General features: G+C 65.7%; 19 protein-coding genes, 1 tRNA gene and 3 pseudogenes. 9 read left to right on the top strand and 14 right to left on the bottom strand.

Going from position 1 to position 17,523, the window contains the following annotated elements:
- The first annotated feature begins 86 nt into the window (after positions 1–86).
- Positions 87–668 (top strand): hypothetical protein, encoded by a 582-nt coding sequence (locus tag RPX00_RS35540; protein ID WP_406631974.1) that lies wholly within the window; start codon positions 87–89, stop codon positions 666–668.
- On the opposite strand, the gene RPX00_RS35545 is transcribed toward RPX00_RS35540, so the two are convergent.
- Both RPX00_RS35545 and RPX00_RS35550 read right to left on the bottom strand, forming a co-directional pair.
- Positions 657–1,007 carry a signal peptidase I gene (locus RPX00_RS35545; protein WP_406631975.1) on the bottom strand — a complete coding sequence of 117 codons (351 nt, stop codon included), beginning with the start codon at positions 1,005–1,007 and terminating at the stop codon, positions 657–659. The two genes, RPX00_RS35540 and RPX00_RS35545, sit on opposite strands and share 12 nt — an antisense overlap.
- Entirely contained in the window at positions 1,004–1,435 is a 432-nt protein-coding gene (locus RPX00_RS35550) for a hypothetical protein (RefSeq protein ID WP_406631976.1), read from the bottom strand. Before RPX00_RS35550 ends, RPX00_RS35545 begins: the two co-directional genes overlap by 4 nt.
- Before the next feature lie 340 nt (positions 1,436–1,775).
- Here RPX00_RS35550 and RPX00_RS35555 point away from each other — a divergent pair, with 340 nt between their 5' ends.
- Complete coding sequence (locus RPX00_RS35555; protein WP_406631977.1) at positions 1,776–1,979, top strand: hypothetical protein; 204 nt, start codon at positions 1,776–1,778, stop codon at positions 1,977–1,979.
- 708 nt (positions 1,980–2,687) lie between these two features.
- Here RPX00_RS35555 and RPX00_RS35560 read toward each other — a convergent pair.
- On the bottom strand, positions 2,688–3,068 hold the full coding sequence (locus tag RPX00_RS35560; protein ID WP_116199109.1) for a helix-turn-helix transcriptional regulator: 381 nt from the start codon (positions 3,066–3,068) through the stop codon (positions 2,688–2,690).
- 898 nt (positions 3,069–3,966) lie between these two features.
- Here RPX00_RS35560 and RPX00_RS35565 point away from each other — a divergent pair.
- Positions 3,967–4,134: a hypothetical protein gene (locus tag RPX00_RS35565; protein ID WP_406631978.1), complete on the top strand. Its 168-nt coding sequence runs from the start codon at positions 3,967–3,969 to the stop codon at positions 4,132–4,134.
- 490 nt (positions 4,135–4,624) lie between these two features.
- Positions 4,625–4,708: transfer RNA gene (locus RPX00_RS35570), tRNA-Leu, on the top strand.
- 504 nt (positions 4,709–5,212) lie between these two features.
- Here the strand turns inward: RPX00_RS35570 and RPX00_RS35575 are convergent.
- From RPX00_RS35575 to RPX00_RS35595, 5 genes and pseudogenes are all read right to left on the bottom strand, one after another.
- A pseudogene (locus tag RPX00_RS35575) lies at positions 5,213–6,592 on the bottom strand (recombinase family protein); the annotation flags it as partial.
- Positions 6,589–8,676 carry a cell division protein FtsK gene (locus RPX00_RS35580; RefSeq protein ID WP_406631979.1) on the bottom strand — a complete coding sequence of 696 codons (2,088 nt, stop codon included), beginning with the start codon at positions 8,674–8,676 and terminating at the stop codon, positions 6,589–6,591. The gene RPX00_RS35580 and the pseudogene RPX00_RS35575, both read right to left, overlap by 4 nt.
- Complete coding sequence (locus tag RPX00_RS35585) at positions 8,669–9,364, bottom strand: hypothetical protein (protein ID WP_406631980.1); 696 nt, start codon at positions 9,362–9,364, stop codon at positions 8,669–8,671. Before RPX00_RS35585 ends, RPX00_RS35580 begins: the two co-directional genes overlap by 8 nt.
- A complete protein-coding gene (locus RPX00_RS35590; RefSeq protein ID WP_406631981.1) occupies positions 9,361–9,690 on the bottom strand; it encodes a hypothetical protein in 330 nt (109 codons plus the stop codon). The genes RPX00_RS35585 and RPX00_RS35590 overlap by 4 nt, the downstream gene beginning before the upstream one ends.
- Entirely contained in the window at positions 9,687–10,010 is a 324-nt protein-coding gene (locus tag RPX00_RS35595; RefSeq protein WP_406631982.1) for a WhiB family transcriptional regulator, read from the bottom strand. Before RPX00_RS35595 ends, RPX00_RS35590 begins: the two co-directional genes overlap by 4 nt.
- A 333-nt stretch (positions 10,011–10,343) precedes the next feature.
- On the opposite strand from RPX00_RS35595, the gene RPX00_RS35600 reads away from it, so the two are divergent.
- Complete coding sequence (locus RPX00_RS35600; protein ID WP_116199109.1) at positions 10,344–10,724, top strand: helix-turn-helix transcriptional regulator; 381 nt, start codon at positions 10,344–10,346, stop codon at positions 10,722–10,724.
- 708 nt (positions 10,725–11,432) lie between these two features.
- Here the strand turns inward: RPX00_RS35600 and RPX00_RS35605 are convergent.
- On the bottom strand, positions 11,433–11,636 hold the full coding sequence (locus tag RPX00_RS35605; protein WP_406631977.1) for a hypothetical protein: 204 nt from the start codon (positions 11,634–11,636) through the stop codon (positions 11,433–11,435).
- A 340-nt stretch (positions 11,637–11,976) separates the two neighbouring features.
- Between RPX00_RS35605 and RPX00_RS35610 the strand changes: the two genes are divergently transcribed.
- Complete coding sequence (locus RPX00_RS35610) at positions 11,977–12,408, top strand: hypothetical protein (RefSeq protein ID WP_406631976.1); 432 nt, start codon at positions 11,977–11,979, stop codon at positions 12,406–12,408.
- Positions 12,405–12,755 (top strand): signal peptidase I, encoded by a 351-nt coding sequence (locus RPX00_RS35615; RefSeq protein WP_406631975.1) that lies wholly within the window; start codon positions 12,405–12,407, stop codon positions 12,753–12,755. The genes RPX00_RS35610 and RPX00_RS35615 overlap by 4 nt, the downstream gene beginning before the upstream one ends.
- On the opposite strand, the gene RPX00_RS35620 is transcribed toward RPX00_RS35615, so the two are convergent.
- The 3 genes and pseudogenes from RPX00_RS35620 to RPX00_RS35630 all read right to left on the bottom strand — a co-directional run.
- Entirely contained in the window at positions 12,744–13,325 is a 582-nt protein-coding gene (locus RPX00_RS35620; RefSeq protein ID WP_406631974.1) for a hypothetical protein, read from the bottom strand. The genes RPX00_RS35615 and RPX00_RS35620 overlap by 12 nt on opposite strands.
- The gene (locus RPX00_RS35625; protein ID WP_406643206.1) at positions 13,315–14,100 is read right to left on the bottom strand and encodes a hypothetical protein; all 786 of its coding nucleotides are present in this window, start codon (positions 14,098–14,100) and stop codon (positions 13,315–13,317) included. The genes RPX00_RS35620 and RPX00_RS35625 overlap by 11 nt, the downstream gene beginning before the upstream one ends.
- A gap of 9 nt (positions 14,101–14,109) precedes the next feature.
- Positions 14,110–14,172, bottom strand: a pseudogene (locus RPX00_RS35630) (hypothetical protein); the annotation flags it as partial.
- A 389-nt stretch (positions 14,173–14,561) separates the two neighbouring features.
- Here RPX00_RS35630 and RPX00_RS35635 point away from each other — a divergent pair.
- Entirely contained in the window at positions 14,562–14,822 is a 261-nt protein-coding gene (locus RPX00_RS35635) for a zinc finger protein (RefSeq protein WP_406631983.1), read from the top strand.
- Between the two features lie 22 nt (positions 14,823–14,844).
- A complete protein-coding gene (locus RPX00_RS35640) occupies positions 14,845–15,594 on the top strand; it encodes a Scr1 family TA system antitoxin-like transcriptional regulator (protein WP_406631984.1) in 750 nt (249 codons plus the stop codon).
- A gap of 768 nt (positions 15,595–16,362) precedes the next feature.
- Here RPX00_RS35640 and RPX00_RS35645 read toward each other — a convergent pair.
- Both RPX00_RS35645 and RPX00_RS35650 read right to left on the bottom strand, forming a co-directional pair.
- On the bottom strand, positions 16,363–17,097 hold the full coding sequence (locus tag RPX00_RS35645; RefSeq protein ID WP_406631985.1) for a hypothetical protein: 735 nt from the start codon (positions 17,095–17,097) through the stop codon (positions 16,363–16,365).
- A gap of 83 nt (positions 17,098–17,180) precedes the next feature.
- Positions 17,181–17,356: pseudogene (locus tag RPX00_RS35650) on the bottom strand (NUDIX hydrolase); the annotation flags it as partial.
- Between the last annotated feature and the right edge of the window lie 167 nt (positions 17,357–17,523).

The following is a 17,523-nucleotide window of genomic DNA, read 5'->3' on the forward strand; positions in this document are numbered from 1 at the left end:
ACCTCGCTGGCGTTCTCGACATGCGCAGTCGTCTTTGTGCTGGTGGCGTCCTAGCCCTGACGGCTATCGCCCGACCGGCGGATTCCGTGCGCCGTGAGGCTGACTACCTCTTGCTCGTCCAGGAACGGTCCGGCCATGTGGTCAACGGCTCGGGGCGGCTCGCCGGCATTCCGAAGGGGTTCCACGGTCCGCTCGCGGACCAGCGCGGAGACGCGCGGATCAGTGCAACGCTCAGGCGTGAGCTGGAGGAAGAGCTGTTCGGCCGGGACGACGTCGACACCACGACGGAGGTGCAGCGCGCGGCCGATCCGATGCACCCGACGCGGCTCTCGGAACCGATGCGGTGGTTGACGGCGGAGCCGGGTCGGATGCGGACGGAGTGCACCGGGTTCGGGTTCAACCTGGTCAGCGGGAACTACGAGTTCGCGGCGCTCGTCGTGATCGAGGACGAAGAGTTCTGGCCGCGGTTCGGCGGAGTGGTCGAGGCGAACTGGGAAGTCTCTGGCCTGAGGCAGTACTCGTCGCTCGACCGCGAACTGGTCGGCGAGCTGATCACCGATGAGAAGTGGACGAACGAGGGCCTGTTCGCCTTCCTGCTCGGCCTGCGCCGATTGTCGGAGATCGGCGGTGCGCGGGTGTCGCTGCCGCCGATTGACCTACGTTGCTGACGGCCACCGGACGGTCAGCACGACGGAGTCGGCGAGCGCTTCCCAGGAGTGGTCGATTCCTGGACCCCACATGACGTAATCGCCTTGGCGCGCCATGGTTTTCGTGCCGCCGGTGACATCGATGCGGAACTCACCGGAGATGAGCATAACGAGCGTGGTGCGCTGGTCATCGGCCGTCCACTCGGGACGCTTGTCTCCTGTGGGGTGGTTGGCCCACTTGACTTCCACGTCGTTCGTGGCTCGAACTCCGAGCGAAGGGTCGAGGAAGTGGCCGACCAGCCAGCCGCGGTTGCCTGCGGCGTCTTCGTTGGCGTTGCCGCTGGTCCAGCCCTCGGTCACTCGCTGATCTCCCACTCGATCGTTGGCAGGCGCACCCGGTCTCCGCCGATTTCCGCGAGGCGTCGAAGTCCTTGCGTCATGGCGAACAAACCTTCGTTGCTCCACGCTACATCAGTCAGCAGCTCGGTCAGAAGCTCGATGTCCGTGGTCGAATACTGGCGCAGCGTCGAGGATTCCCAGTTCGCCGCGACGACTCCGCCGTACTGATTCCAGAACTCTTCGTCTTCGATGACGAGGAGGCTGGCGAACTCGAAGTTGCCGCTCACCAAGTTCAGCCCGAACCCGGTCGTCTCCATGCGGAGGCGGCCGGGTTTTTGCACGAGCCAGCGCATCGGCTCGGACATGAGCGTCGGGTGCATCGGGTCCGCGGTCAGTGAATCGGTGACGGTGTTGTCGATGTCGGGACGGCCGAACAGTTCCTCTTCCATCTCGCGCCGGAGCGTCGCGCCGATCTGTGCGTCGCGCCGGACGTCGGTGAGGGGGCTGGTGGAAGCCCTTCGGGATGACGGCCAGGCGGCGGGCCGCGTTCAGGACGTTGCCTGAGCGTTCTTGGACTAGCAGGATGTAGTCGGCTTCTCCGCGGAACGGGTCGGCGGGGCGGGCGATGGCGGTGAGGGCGAGTGCGCCGCCGGCGCAGAGCCGGGTTCCGACGTCGAGGACGGACGCCAGGTTGGGGAGGTAGCGGTCTCGCAACGGGAGCTTGAGCGGGCCGCCGGCGATGATGGCGTCGACCAGTTCGCCCTCCAGCAGATCCAGCGTCAGGGCGTAGTGGACGAAGTGCGTGGTGCCAAACGAACCGGCGAGCTGGTGTTTCGCGATGTCGAGGGCGAGCGCGCGGTAAAGAGGGCTGTTCACGAGGCGGGTGTTCATGGCCAGCGACTCGGCGAGCCGGTGAACTGCCGCGGTGGCGGCGCGCTCGTCGAGGGCCAGGTCTGCCTCGGGCTGCGCGGTGGCGACCTTGAATCGGTCTGATGCGGGGCGTAGCTCGCAGTCGAGATCCAGCCAGTTCGCGCAGGTCAGGACGCTGGTGTTCACGAGTTCGGTGCCGACTCGCGCGGTGTACAGGCCGTGTTCGCCGGCTCGGCTGCCGTAGTAGGCAGCAAGCGCGTCGGCGGTGTCGCGCTGGGTGACCCAGCTCCGGCGCGTGCTGCGGTCGCGCAGGGCTTGAGTGTCCAGTTGCGCAGCTTTGGCGGCGACTGCGCGGCGGGCGGTTCCGGGAGACCAGTGTGCGTGCTGGTCGATCCATTCGAGCGCGGACGCGATGTTCGGGTCGTCGTCTAGGCGGGGACCTCCGGGGGTCTCCGCCGGAGCAGTGCCGGTCAGTTCGGCGAAGCGGGCGCGCTCGGCGTCACCGACTTGCTCGTAGGCGCGGTCGAGCACCTGTTGCATCTCCGACCGCGGGCGCAGGTCCGGCTTCTGGTGCCAGGACGCGACCGTGCGGACGCCAATGCCGAGGCGTGCGGCGAAACCTTCATTGCTCATTCGGAGGGCGGCTTGCAGCGCTGATGCGGTGCGGCCAGTCCATTCGTCGGCCGGATTCATCGGCTCGCGCATTCCGAATTCGAAGCTGCATTAGTCGTGCACTGCTCATGCACTGCCGGTGCATGGGAACGGTCGCCGTTTCGGCCTTGAATTCGGGGTATGGAAATCACCTGGTTCATCAGCCCGACGCGCAAGCCGTCAGCGCTTCTTCTGCACGTGGTCGACGACGGTCGCCAGGCTGGTCTGGACGTCGTCCAGCCGGTCGAAGATCTCGTCCAAGCGCTGCTCCAGCGCGTCGAGGCGAGTCGAGAGTTCGCCGCCGTCGTCGGCCGGCTCGTCGGGGTGCGGAGGCGTGCGGTTCTGCAGCACCGCCTGCAGATGTTGCGGGTGCCAGCCGAGCGTGGTCGAGAGTGCTTCGAGCGTGCGCGCGCTCCGTCGGCGCTCGACCGTGTGGTGCTGCAGCTCGCGCACGATCGCCTGCGACACGTGCGACCGCTCCGCCAGCTCGCGCTGCCGCCAGCCGAGTTCGTGCACCCGCATGTCGATCGCCTTCGCGACCGCAGCCCAATCCTCCGACACCTATTCCTCCGCGCTCCGCCTCAGCGCCGAGATTAGCGCGTCATTGCGCTTTTCTCGCGCCGCGTAGCGGGTGTGCCGCGGCGCGTCGGATATCTATGCCCTTCGGGCAGCTGAAATCAACAACATAGTCTTGAAATCATCAGATTGGCCTTTTCTTATGAACTCGAATGTCACTTTTCACACGCCGGATGAAGCGGCTTGGCTGCTCGGCGTCTCGCGGGGCGCGGTCAGTCGGGCCATCCGGAGTCGGAGGCTGCGGGTGGCCCGTCGCCAGGAAGGGCTGCGGACCCCATCCAGCGAGCTGACGCGCGTCCTTCGGGAGGTGCGCCGTGATGGACGAACTTGCCTTGCTCGGCTCGATCCGCTCCGTCGGATGCGCTCTGCGACGTCGTGACCAGGGACGGACTCTGTATGCGGCCACCGGACGGTGATCCGTTGCCCGCGTTGTCGGATGCGGAACGTCAGGTCCGAGACATGTGCCTGGAGCTGGGGTTGCGAACTGCCGGGACTGCGACGGTTGGCGTCTGGGGCGGGAGGGCGGACGACTACCGGCGGGTGTTGCACCCGCACTGGCTGCGCCGCGGTGAGCGGACCGGGGCTGCGGGATGAACGGGCTGACTGTCCCATCGATGCAGGTCATGGCCGGGAGTCGGCGTGCCGCTGGTGCTTTTTGTGTGTGGCGTGCCGGAGGAAGGCGGCCGGGGGAGAAGACGCGGTCTGGGGTACGGCTGGTGTCGTTGGCCGGGCGGGTTGTGTTCAACGTGGCGCTTATCGTGGCGGCCCAGTGGGTGGTGATAGCTCACAAGGCGGGACATGGGTGTTGGGGTGTCTGCACTGTTCGCTGCGTCCGTACCGACCCGGGCGCTCACCGTGACGGCGGTCGACACCTCGAAACGGGGTGGCCGGCGATCTGACTAGGGCGCAGAAGCTTGCGCAGGATGCGGCTGAGGCCGCGGAGGTTCGGGCGTACCAGAAGGATCCGGACGTGCTGCGGCTCGGGCGGGTGCGGCAGCAGTTCGACTGGATGGCGTGGTCCGGGATCGCACTCGGCTGGGCTTCACGATGACGAACCTGCAGACCTTCGGCGGCCTGGTCGTTGCCGCGGCCGACGGCACGGCTGTGGCGGCGGGGAATGTCGCGAGGGTCCGGCGGGCCGCGCCGGACCGTGCAGCCCGCTCATCCGGAAGTCATCCCGGTTGACGACTTCGCTCGGGCTCGGTTGTCGCGCCGGTCCGAGGCTGGGCAGTTGGCCTGTTCCGCCGCGCAGCCATGGGCCCTCGGTCACACTCGCCAGGAGAAAGCCTCGACGCGGTCCTCGACCAGGCACCGGCAGATGCCCCGTCGCGGGAAGCTCATCGGCAACCGGCAACTGCATCCTCGCCGTCGAGGCTCCGGGTTCGACCAGGCCCAAACGGCCACGAAAGCCGGTTGACCTGGGAACTCTTGGGAAGCAAGGTGGATGATCCGAACATATGATCATCTCATGCTGCCTTTGCCGACGGTTGCCTACCCCCCTGAAAAGACGGGTCCAGCCGTCGTATACTCTCTTCATCAGCAAGTCCGAGTGGCGGAATGGCAGACGCGCTAGCTTGAGGTGCTAGTGTCCTTAACGGACGTGGGGGTTCAAGTCCCCCTCGGACACACACATTATTCACCCGTGGAGAGGCCGTCAGATCGACGGCCTCTTTTTCGTGGTCGAACCACAGGTCAAGAGCAAGGTCCCGGTAGAGCTGGGCTAGCTTCCCCGGCTCAGAGTCGGCCAGCGCAGCGCCGATGTCCCCGAGCGAGTCGATCATCGCGTAGACCTCGGCCTCACTCAGCCCGGCAGGTTCTCCCGCGTTCGCCAGCTCGGCCTGCGCCACCGCTCTGTCCGCCTGCGCCTGGTTGATGCTCTCCATGACCGCTGCGGGGTCGATCCCGGCCGCGATAGCGTCCTGGAACCTCCGGATCTTGGCCTCGGCCTCCTCTAACCGCCGCCGAACTGCGCCGTCACTCCCAGACTTGGCCGCAGGCTGCGCCTCCACCAGCCGCTTCACGGTCCGATCCACGTTCTTCGGATCGAACAGCTCCCCGATCCAGCCGTTCACCGCATCCCGCAGCGGCTCTTCCCGCAGGTAGATCGTCGGCGGGTGACTCGCCAAGGCCGGTGAACCCGGAGCAAGCGTCCGCGCCGGGCACCGGTAATACATGCCGTGCTTGCGCGGACTGCCCTCCATCTTCCGTCCGCACGCCACACAGCGAATCAAGCCGCGGAACAAGTACTGGTGCTTGACCGCGCGCGCAGACCGCTCGGTCTTCCGCGCGGTCCGGAGTCCACCAGCAGCTTTGGAACGACGCAGCAGCTGAGCCTGCGTGAAGTCCTCCACTGAGATGATTTCCGGGTGCGCAGGCTTGCGCGAGCGGACAACGCGCTCCGGCGCTGCACGCCTGAACCGCACGACGTTCCCGGCCGCCACGTCCTCCGGGTCCAACAGCATCTCCTGCCGCGTCCAACGCCCGAAGAACGCGTAACCGGTGTACCGCGGGTTCTCCACGATCGACCGCACCGTGCTGCCCTGCCAGCCGTCCGCGAACCGGTGCCGGTTCTGCGCTGGCTTGTGCGCCGACGGGCACGGAATCCCGAGCCGGTTCAGCTCATTCGCAATCGCCCGGTCACCCCAACCGTCCAAGTAGGCGGCGAAGATCCGCCGGACCACATCGGCGGCGAACTCGTCCACAGCCAGCAATCGCAGCCGGAACCCCTCCGCCGCCTTCCGCGGATTCGGATGCGGCCCGCCGTCGACCACCACGTACCCGTATGGTGCACGGCCGCCTTGATGACGGCCCTCGTTGATCACCTGTGTGTCCATCGCCGCCCGCACCCGGGCTTGCACGTGCTGCCGCTCCGACTCGCTCATCCCGCCGAGCACGCTCATCAGCATCTTGTGCGATGGATTCCGCGGATCGAACTTACCGCCCAGCTCCGGCACCCACAGGTCCACGCCGTACGCCGCGAACCGAGGTGCGATCAGCGAGAACTGGTTGCCGAACCAGCACCGCGTGCCCTCACCGACCACGATCGCATCCCAGCCGCGACGCGGATCCTTGAGCGCAGCCAACAGCCGCGAAGCCTCATTCCTCCGCTCCCACGGGACTGACCGCGATTGACCTACGTCGAAATACTCGGTGGTCACCCGCCCGCCGAACGGCTCCACAAACTTCCGCGCGTTACCGAGCTGCCAGCCCAACGACGTCTCCGGGTCCTGGTTGTCCTCCGTCGAGCACCGCCCGTAGAACGCGACCGGCCCGATGCCCTCGTCGACCGGCTCGACCGCCTGGACACCCAGAATCTCGTCCAGTGTCGCCCACGGGTCACTGATGAAATCAGCCGTCATGCTGCACCCCTCGACCGGTTCCAGGACTGGAACCGCAGTTAATTCGATTAGGATCGCCAGCAGTGCTCGTGCCGCAGGCACGGTCAGTGTCGGCGTCTTCACTGGCAGGATAACCCGAACTGCACTGGATGAGGTTCCGCGGCGAGTCATGATGCGGTACCCCCGCGCACCTCGCCGGCTCGCGTTCGTTCTCGGTCGATCGATGCACTGATTTCAGCCCTCAGGTAGCCGCGAACCTGCCTGACACGCCCGTCCTCACCGGATACTCGCCCGCGCCTGCCCAGGCAGCCAAGGTCCGCCATCAGCTGTGCGAACTCCTTCGCGTCCACCGCCAACGCCTCGACCAGCTCAGCTGTCGGGATGAACTCCCGCTCGTCACCGTCGAGGTAGCCAGCGAGAGACGCGAGCGGCTCCGGCAGCACGGCAGACGTTGCGGCCTCCGCCTGTCCGAGCACCTTCAAGGTGTTCTCCAGCGCCAAGTTCGTCCCGGCCGCGTGCCCGGTCAGAGTTCCCTCAGCTTCACGCAACTCCCGACCACGGCGACAGATCGTCTGCCAATCCTCATTCGGCATGTAATACGTCCGCACAGTCAGCGCCAGCACATCCCCGCCAGCCTGCGCATCCCCGTCCGGCCGAAGAATCCCAACTCCCTTATGCGATGCGAGCAACCGACTGCTGTCATACCCCCGCGTGTTCATCTGCTCGCCGAGCACGATGTTGCTGTCCCGCCAGTCCATGACCCGCAGGGCAAACCGCGACCCCAGCACCGCCCGCAACCCGGACGGAATCGTCTTCGAGTCAGGCCGCTGCGTCGCCAACACCAGCACAATCCCGGCCGCCGGCCCCTTCTTCGCCAACCACGTCAATAATTCGCCGACGTACTCACCCGCGGTCAATGTCTTGCCCTCGACCTTGACCGGCGTCCGGTCCTCCAACGGAACCTGTACCTCGTCAACGAAAATGGCCGTGATCGGCATATCCAACGCCTGGTCCCGCGACATCGCCGGCGTCACCTTCGACTCCGGACACGTCTCGTCGTCCAGCTCCCGCATCCGCCGAAACCGTCCTTGCACCTCGCCGACCAGCTCCACCAGCCACCCAACCAGCGCCAACACATGCTCCGGCTCATCACCCGACATGAACCGATGCGCCACACGGCCAGCAGCGTCCCAATCCTTCCCAGCTTTGAAATCCGCTACGTAGAGCCGCGTGAACGGGTCGAGCACCAGCCCCGCCGCGGCCAGCCGGGCCGCGAATGTCTTGCCCTGCCGAGGAATCGCCCCGACCAGCAACGACGTCCACACCAAAGGAAGATCCACCCGCCGGTCCCGCGCATCCCGTCCGAACGGGACCGGCCGCCACGCATCCCACCGCGCCGCGTCGAGCAACGGCGTCCTCCTCGGGGCAGATGCGTACGGATCCTCATCAGCAACCCACATCGCGACCCGCCCAGCGTGCCCGCCGTTACCGCGCACCCGCTCCACGATCAGCTGCACCTCATCCACCGCGAGCGCCGACGCCAGCGCCTCCCGGTTCTTGATCACGTCCGCGGCCTTCCGCGTAGCCGGAAGATCCACGGTGATCGCCCAGCCGTCGCCCATCCGCGTAGCCCGCTCGACCAGCCGCAACGTCTCGTCCTTGCCGACCAGCTTCGCGTCCCGGAACGCGTCGACCAGCACCTGCGGATCCATCGTCCAGCGCAACGTCCGCGGCCCGGCCAGCACCGCCTTTCGCCCCGGACTCCCTTCGCGCTGCCGTCCGAGCACGGCCAACGCAACCGCCAAGACTCCACCGACAGCCCAAAGAGCAACGGCACCGTAGACCAGGTGAGCCATCAGAGTGACCGCGACGGCGCCGGTCGCAACCGCACCCGTGACCTTCCACCGGAACAGCGTCAGCGCCCGGATATCGGCAAACTTGTCCGCCAACTTCTCCGACTGCTCCGCCGCCTCCCGGAAGTCCCGAACAGTCACCCAAGCTCGCCACCACCGCGCAGCCGCAACCAGCCCGCGCGCCACCGCACCCAGACACCGGAACGGCGAGCGCACGACACCCGCAACGAAGTCCTTCGCCGCCTGCCGTGCGTGGCTCCGGTCTTTCAACCACGTCGGCACCCACCCGGACCGCAGCCACCACGACTCAAACCGCTTCCGCCGCCGAGGCTGCGGCAACGTGTCATCCACCAGCTCCCCGTCGAGTATCGGGTCTGCCTTGACCAGCGCGTCGTCAGCCATTGGCCACCTCCGCGCGCAACGTCCGAGCCAGCCGCGGCGACAACCCCCGCGAACACCCGGTCTCCTGCCGAACCCACGCCGGCGTGATCTCCACGCCCGGAGCCCAAGCCGCCCGTGCCTCCGCGAGGTAGTCCGCGAACAGCTTCCGCCGCCCGCCCTCGACCGGCCGGACAACTCGACGCTCACCAGCAGCCACCAGCACGGCATCGGTCAGCTTGTCCCGGAGATCAGTGACAGCCTCCACCGCCACAAACACCACCAACGGCGGAACGGAGTGCAACACGATCGCCGCAGCCTCACCGGCCATGAACGACGTCCAGGTGTTCATGACATACGTCGCCGCCAGCGTGAACCACTTCGCCCGCCGCACCCACGGCCCAGTCCTAACCTGGTACCGCGCCGTCACCTGCTCCGCCCGGAGAATCGCCAGCAGTACCAACGAAACCGTCGGATCCAGCACCCACGCCGACAGCCACGACAACGACCACACCGCCGCGTCAGCCGATGCGAAGGTCTGCACGTTCGTCATCGTGAAGCCCAGCCCGAGCACGATCCCGGACCACGCCATCCAGTCGACCTGCTGCCGCACCCGCTCAATCCGCAGCGCCACAACGTCCGGATCCGTCTGGTATACCCGCACTTCCGCCGCCTCGGCCGCGTCCTGCGCAAGCTTCTGCGCCCTGCTCATCGCCGACCACCCCGCTTCGAGGTGTCGACCGTCGTCACAGTGAGCGCCCGGGTCAGCGCGTGTGCAGCGAACAGCGCAGGCAACCCCAACACCGCCAGCAAGACCCACGTCCGGCCCTGGTGAGCGATCACCACCCACTGAACCGCCACGATCAGCGCCGCATTGAACACGACCCGCCCGGCCAACGACACCAACCGCGCCCCAGACCGCGCCTTCTCCGCAGCCGCCTTCGCCCGGCGCGCACCCGCACGCCACACCCAAAACAGCACCAGCAGCACACCGACTCCGGCCACGAGCTGCGTCGGTGCCACGGTCAGCCCGTTCATCGCGCACCCCCTGCCCGCTCGCCACGGCGCAGCCAATGCGGGTGCAACGCCCGCCGGTCGTCGTCCGTCATCCCGCCCCAGACACCGACCGTCGCCGCACCAGCCGTCCGCAACTCCAGTTCCAGGCACATGTCCCGGACCGGACACCGGCCGCACATCCGGGCAGCGAGTTCCGCGTCCGACGACGCGGGCGGCGGGTCACCGTCTGGAGGCCACATACAGAGTCCGTCCCTGGTCACAACGTCGTAGAGCACATCGGACGGCACCCAACGAAGCGCGTCGAGCCGCCAAGCAATCCCGATCGAAGTGAGTTCGTCCATCACGCCGCACCCCCGCCAAGGACGCGCGTCAGCTCGGTGGATGGGGTCCGCAGCCCTTCCCGGCGACGGACCACCCGCAGCTTGCGACTCCGGATGGCCCGACTGACCGCGCCCCGCGAGACACCGAGCAGCCAAGCCGCTTCATCCGGCGTGTGAAAAGTGACATTCGAGTTCATAAGAAAAGGCCAATCTGATGATTTCAAGACTATGTTGTTGATTTCAGCTGCCCGAAGGGCATAGATATCCGACGCGCCGCGGCACACCCGCTACGCGGCGCGAGAAAAGCGCAATGACGCGCTAATCTCGGCGCTGAGGCGGAGCGCGGAGGAATAGGTGTCGGAGGATTGGGCTGCGGTCGCGAAGGCGATCGACATGCGGGTGCACGAACTCGGCTGGCGGCAGCGCGAGCTGGCGGAGCGGTCGCACGTGTCGCAGGCGATCGTGCGCGAGCTGCAGCACCACACGGTCGAGCGCCGACGGAGCGCGCGCACGCTCGAAGCACTCTCGACCACGCTCGGCTGGCACCCGCAACATCTGCAGGCGGTGCTGCAGAACCGCACGCCTCCGCACCCCGACGAGCCGGCCGACGACGGCGGCGAACTCTCGACTCGCCTCGACGCGCTGGAGCAGCGCTTGGACGAGATCTTCGACCGGCTGGACGACGTCCAGACCAGCCTGGCGACCGTCGTCGACCACGTGCAGAAGAAGCGCTGACGGCTTGCGCGTCGGGCTGATGAACCAGGTGATTTCCATACCCCGAATTCAAGGCCGAAACGGCGACCGTTCCCATGCACCGGCAGTGCATGAGCAGTGCACGACTAATGCAGCTTCGAATTCGGAATGCGCGAGCCGATGAATCCGGCCGACGAATGGACTGGCCGCACCGCATCAGCGCTGCAAGCCGCCCTCCGAATGAGCAATGAAGGTTTCGCCGCACGCCTCGGCATTGGCGTCCGCACGGTCGCGTCCTGGCACCAGAAGCCGGACCTGCGCCCGCGGTCGGAGATGCAACAGGTGCTCGACCGCGCCTACGAGCAAGTCGGTGACGCCGAGCGCGCCCGCTTCGCCGAACTGACCGGCACTGCTCCGGCGGAGACCCCCGGAGGTCCCCGCCTAGACGACGACCCGAACATCGCGTCCGCGCTCGAATGGATCGACCAGCACGCACACTGGTCTCCCGGAACCGCCCGCCGCGCAGTCGCCGCCAAAGCTGCGCAACTGGACACTCAAGCCCTGCGCGACCGCAGCACGCGCCGGAGCTGGGTCACCCAGCGCGACACCGCCGACGCGCTTGCTGCCTACTACGGCAGCCGAGCCGGCGAACACGGCCTGTACACCGCGCGAGTCGGCACCGAACTCGTGAACACCAGCGTCCTGACCTGCGCGAACTGGCTGGATCTCGACTGCGAGCTACGCCCCGCATCAGACCGATTCAAGGTCGCCACCGCGCAGCCCGAGGCAGACCTGGCCCTCGACGAGCGCGCCGCCACCGCGGCAGTTCACCGGCTCGCCGAGTCGCTGGCCATGAACACCCGCCTCGTGAACAGCCCTCTTTACCGCGCGCTCGCCCTCGACATCGCGAAACACCAGCTCGCCGGTTCGTTTGGCACCACGCACTTCGTCCACTACGCCCTGACGCTGGATCTGCTGGAGGGCGAACTGGTCGACGCCATCATCGCCGGCGGCCCGCTCAAGCTCCCGTTGCGAGACCGCTACCTCCCCAACCTGGCGTCCGTCCTCGACGTCGGAACCCGGCTCTGCGCCGGCGGCGCACTCGCCCTCACCGCCATCGCCCGCCCCGCCGACCCGTTCCGCGGAGAAGCCGACTACATCCTGCTAGTCCAAGAACGCTCAGGCAACGTCCTGAACGCGGCCCGCCGCCTGGCCGTCATCCCGAAGGGCTTCCACCAGCCCCCTCACCGACGTCCGGCGCGACGCACAGATCGGCGCGACGCTCCGGCGCGAGATGGAAGAGGAACTGTTCGGCCGTCCCGACATCGACAACACCGTCACCGATTCACTGACCGCGGACCCGATGCACCCGACGCTCATGTCCGAGCCGATGCGCTGGCTCGTGCAAAAACCCGGCCGCCTCCGCATGGAGACGACCGGGTTCGGGCTGAACTTGGTGAGCGGCAACTTCGAGTTCGCCAGCCTCCTCGTCATCGAAGACGAAGAGTTCTGGAATCAGTACGGCGGAGTCGTCGCGGCGAACTGGGAATCCTCGACGCTGCGCCAGTATTCGACCACGGACATCGAGCTTCTGACCGAGCTGCTGACTGATGTAGCGTGGAGCAACGAAGGTTTGTTCGCCATGACGCAAGGACTTCGACGCCTCGCGGAAATCGGCGGAGACCGGGTGCGCCTGCCAACGATCGAGTGGGAGATCAGCGAGTGACCGAGGGCTGGACCAGCGGCAACGCCAACGAAGACGCCGCAGGCAACCGCGGCTGGCTGGTCGGCCACTTCCTCGACCCTTCGCTCGGAGTTCGAGCCACGAACGACGTGGAAGTCAAGTGGGCCAACCACCCCACAGGAGACAAGCGTCCCGAGTGGACGGCCGATGACCAGCGCACCACGCTCGTTATGCTCATCTCCGGTGAGTTCCGCATCGATGTCACCGGCGGCACGAAAACCATGGCGCGCCAAGGCGATTACGTCATGTGGGGTCCAGGAATCGACCACTCCTGGGAAGCGCTCGCCGACTCCGTCGTGCTGACCGTCCGGTGGCCGTCAGCAACGTAGGTCAATCGGCGGCAGCGACACCCGCGCACCGCCGATCTCCGACAATCGGCGCAGGCCGAGCAGGAAGGCGAACAGGCCCTCGTTCGTCCACTTCTCATCGGTGATCAGCTCGCCGACCAGTTCGCGGTCGAGCGACGAGTACTGCCTCAGGCCAGAGACTTCCCAGTTCGCCTCGACCACTCCGCCGAACCGCGGCCAGAACTCTTCGTCCTCGATCACGACGAGCGCCGCGAACTCGTAGTTCCCGCTGACCAGGTTGAACCCGAACCCGGTGCACTCCGTCCGCATCCGACCCGGCTCCGCCGTCAACCACCGCATCGGTTCCGAGAGCCGCGTCGGGTGCATCGGATCGGCCGCGCGCTGCACCTCCGTCGTGGTGTCGACGTCGTCCCGGCCGAACAGCTCTTCCTCCAGCTCACGCCTGAGCGTTGCACTGATCCGCGCGTCTCCGCGCTGGTCCGCGAGCGGACCGTGGAACCCCTTCGGAATGCCGGCGAGCCGCCCCGAGCCGTTGACCACATGGCCGGACCGTTCCTGGACGAGCAAGAGGTAGTCAGCCTCACGGCGCACGGAATCCGCCGGTCGGGCGATAGCCGTCAGGGCTAGGACGCCACCAGCACAAAGACGACTGCGCATGTCGAGAACGCCAGCGAGGTCCCGGCAGCAGCTCACTCCGCAACCGGGTCTCACCAGTCGCTAACTCCCGTTCCAGCAGGTCCGGACCCAACGCGTACTCGACAAACGACGTAGTGCCGACTGTGCCACCGACATGATCGGTGCAAACATCGACGTCGAGCAGCCGGTACAGCGGGCGATCGGCAATCCGGACGTCCGCCGTCGCTGCTTCTGCCAGCCGAGCCAACGCGGCGTCCTTTGTCCGCACTCCTTGCGCCACGGCACCTCGTGCACCAAGCACGAGCACATCCCGCCGGGCGTCCAGCGAACAGCGGAGATCAGTCCAGTCAGGTCTGGTTACCACGCTCGTGGTGACCAGTTCGCCACCGACCGCCGCACCGAAGTAGCAGTGTTCGCCCTCGGGAGCGCCGTAGAACTGTCGAAGTACCTCCGCCTCCTCAGCTCGGCGACCGCTCTGACGCTCACCGCCCGCCTTCGGTCGCACAGCGCGCCGTGCTGTCCCCGAAGCCCAGCCCGCCGACTTGTCCAACCATTCGAACGCCGACGTAAGCGCGGGGCAGCCCGCTTCGGGCGAGCCTTGCCCGAAAAATGCCCGCACGTCAGCCACCGGTCGCCCGAGCACCCTTCCCAGCTCCGGCCACTGATGCGGCAACGGGCGATGCCCACCGGATTCCCAGCGCGCGACGGTCGTCCGGTCGACGCCGAGCACCGCGGCGAGCGTCTCCTGCGTATGACCAGCGTCTTCGCGAGCCAAAATCAGCGCTTCTCGCCGCTCCGCCATCGCCGCACCTCACCCCTTCTGGCCAGCCAAGTTGGACGATAGCAAATGCAGACGCAGGTTATCCGCGCAAGTGCCACAGCCTTGCCACACGACCGCCGTGGTCTCGCACCAGCCGGACGCATTGAATGATTTCAACAGACCGCAGGCTTTCGGGGAGAGGTCGGATGCCAGTTGGCGCGGAACCGCAGTGACACCAGACGCGGCAGTCGACTCCGGCTCGAACTGGGCGTCTCAGGCGCCCTAGTGAGCAGGGTCCTGGGACACGTCACAGCCGTCACAACCGTGATTCGCCCAGCTCAAAGCCGCTTTCATCGTGTCACGCCACTCCGCGGCCACCCGGCCCTCTGTGACGGCTTCGAGACGCGCCAACCACCGGTACGGGGATCCTCATGCAAGCGCTGATCTTCATCGATCTCGATCACGTCCACCCAGTCGTGGATGGCGTGTGGCACCGCGCCCTCCTCGACTCAGTCCCGGCCCCTGGCGAAGACGTGACCATGCTGTGCGGCCTCGCCGCGCCGGCCGGTTTCAAGTCGCGTGACAGCCGCGACCCCAACTGCGTCCTCGTCACGTGCGTCCACTGCGACTACCAGTACCGCCGCGCCAACGGCATTCCGATCCCGCCGAATCATCCGGCACTGTCGCGGTAGCCGCGGATAGACCCGAACTGCGATGCCCCCGACTCCTCGAACGCGCATCCTCGGAGCCAGTCTCCGAAACGCGCGCATCGAAGCCAACTTCGGACTCCGCGAGCTGGCACGCCGAATCGGCGTTGCGCCCGCGATGCTGTCCAGCTGGGAGCAAGCGCGCCGCGCGCCGAGCCTCGCGGATGTCGCTGGCATCCTGGGTGCAATCGGCGCCGTCGGCAACGCAAGGCGCGACATTCTCCGTATTGCCGAAGGCACAGCAGAACAGTGCTGGGTCGTTCGCGGCACGCCGGGGTCTCCAGCTCGAACCATAGCGCTGGTTGCGCACAACGAGTCCGCACAATCAATCGTCACGTGGGATCCATTCGCAATGCCGGAGGTGCTGCGGATCCCGCGTCCTCACCCGGATACACAGTCTGCCCAGCTGGAGGCGTTCGTAACCGATCGCGCTCTCCGCGACGGGATTACGAACCCAAGCCAGAACCTACGATCCCTTGCCCGCGCCGCTGCGGGGTCACGATCGCTCACACTTCACGTTGTCCCTGCTGATGTCGCCTGGCAGGCCGGCCTCACGACCGCGTTCGACCGATACTCCATGAACAGCGGTGAATCAGTCGTCTACTGCGGACAACGAGACCTTGGCATTTTCACGGTCGACCCGCGCGAAACCGGCAGTTCATATGATGCAGACATCGAACTAGTCCGGCAGATCGCAGGCCATCATGGAAAAACGCTTCGCTGCCCACCGACATCCGGTTCACCATTAGCATCCTAGCATCGCCGTATCCTCAGCATCGGCTGTCCAGCCGCTGTCACCGTCGGCAACAGCGGCCTCGGCTCCCTGCCACGCGCATCCCCTCGATCTGCCCCGGCAGATGTTCCTAATCTCGATCGCTGCCTACCCCGCCCGACCTACACGACGCGACGCGCCGTGTCGTCGTCGAGGACGGTCACACATGATCCTGGACGGGAAAGTTGTCGGTTTGGACTGGTGCGCCGAGAAAACCTTTAACACCGCGGCGAAGGAATCGACGCCTGGTACGCACGCAAAACCCGTCACTTTCGACGGGAACATCCAAGCCGTGATGCGCCCGGACAGGCTACCCATCTGGGTATCGGACGTGTCGCCCGGTTCCCACGCACAACCTGACCGCCGCCCGAGACCGCACCCCTGGGCGCACTATGTTGGGCCGCATCACAACTGAACCTTCATACGCTGGCCGATCCCGCCTATCAAGGCACCGGCGTCGGCGCGCGCACCCCGATCAAACAACCCGCCGGCAGCGCGCCTCGCGACCGACAACCGAGCATCCAACGCCCTGCTCCGCGCCCTCGGAAAACACGGATTCGCCCTGCTCGCCAGCCTGGCGCACCCTCCACCACATCACGGCAAGCCCCAAGCAAGATCGGCCACATCGCCCAAGCCGCCCTCGTCATCGCCCACTTCGAACACAACTACCTACCCAGCAGAGAAAAGATAACTAAAACGTCTAAACATAGCAGGTCAGGGCGTTGCAAAGTGTTTCAGAAGCGTTTCAGTGTTTCATTTCGCGACGTTTTGCTCGTCCAACAGCTCTACGGGCAGGCAATCTTCCCTGCCAGAAGTAAGCAAATCAGATTCGGAGATTGGATCATTCTCAAGCTTCATCGGCGGCAAGCGCCACCGGTTCCCCAATTCTAAAGCCATGCTACCGATACATGCACTATGATTCCGGATCACAATCTTTCGCGCCTTGCTCATATCCAACCGCTGCCAAGTACGACTAGCGTGATGATGCTTTAGCTGACCAGCTACATGCACCGTATCGGTGCCACAACTATCGATCGCTATGCACACATTAGGCCCACAAGTAAGTAGCGCCATTCGCGAAACGTTCTGCAGCCTGTGTCCTAGCATTGTCAAGTTGTCGATCTTATCGTGCAGCTCTCTGTAGGCTACGACAGACATTAGTTCCCAGTTCTTCTCATACCGTTTCCGTATTTCCGCTGCAACCTCCGCAACATCTCGCAGTACTAACGAAACGTCTCGACAGACTTCGATACGTCGTTCGTGCAACAACTTCACTTCTTCGACTTCACGCTGCTCAGCCATTTGCGTAACGAACTGGGCACGTTGCGCCTCCAGCTGCTTCTTAAATTGCTCCTGCGTGTTGCGCAGCTCCGCGCCTGCACGTCGCTCGTTCGCACGATTGGTTAGCCAAACAGCGCCAAGCGTTGCCAATGCCGCAATGAAAGAAGTAAGGACCGACAACCACCATGGTGCACTACTTGCGTTCATTTCTTACCCACCCATATCCCGAGTCGCTTATTTCCTGGCGCGTTGGGTATGCGCCTACGTTCCTCTCAACGGCTTGCGCCCAGCTCCTTTCGCCCATTGACTATCAGCGCGATGGCGATCCGTGCCAGGTGCACCACGCAGTACTCCCAGCGCTCGCTGCTCGGTGCCTCGATGTCCGTCAGCCCGGACGTTGAACCTACCGGCTGTCGTGGACCAGCCGCTCACCGAACGTCTTCCATGACCCATGCTCATGAGTCACGCTGCACAGCCTCCAGCCTCCTTTGACGTCCAACCCATGGTCACGATCCAGACTCGAAACAGAGGGCGTTGATAACTCGGTGTAACAGCTGGAGGTCTGTTCTCGACCCGGCTGGTAACAACCTTCGACATGGGAGGCTTCCAGTATTGACCGGCCTCAGAACGCCC

The organism is Amycolatopsis sp. WGS_07 (genome assembly GCF_045278895.1).
In the GTDB taxonomy this organism is placed as follows: Bacteria; Actinomycetota; Actinomycetes; order Mycobacteriales; family Pseudonocardiaceae; genus Amycolatopsis.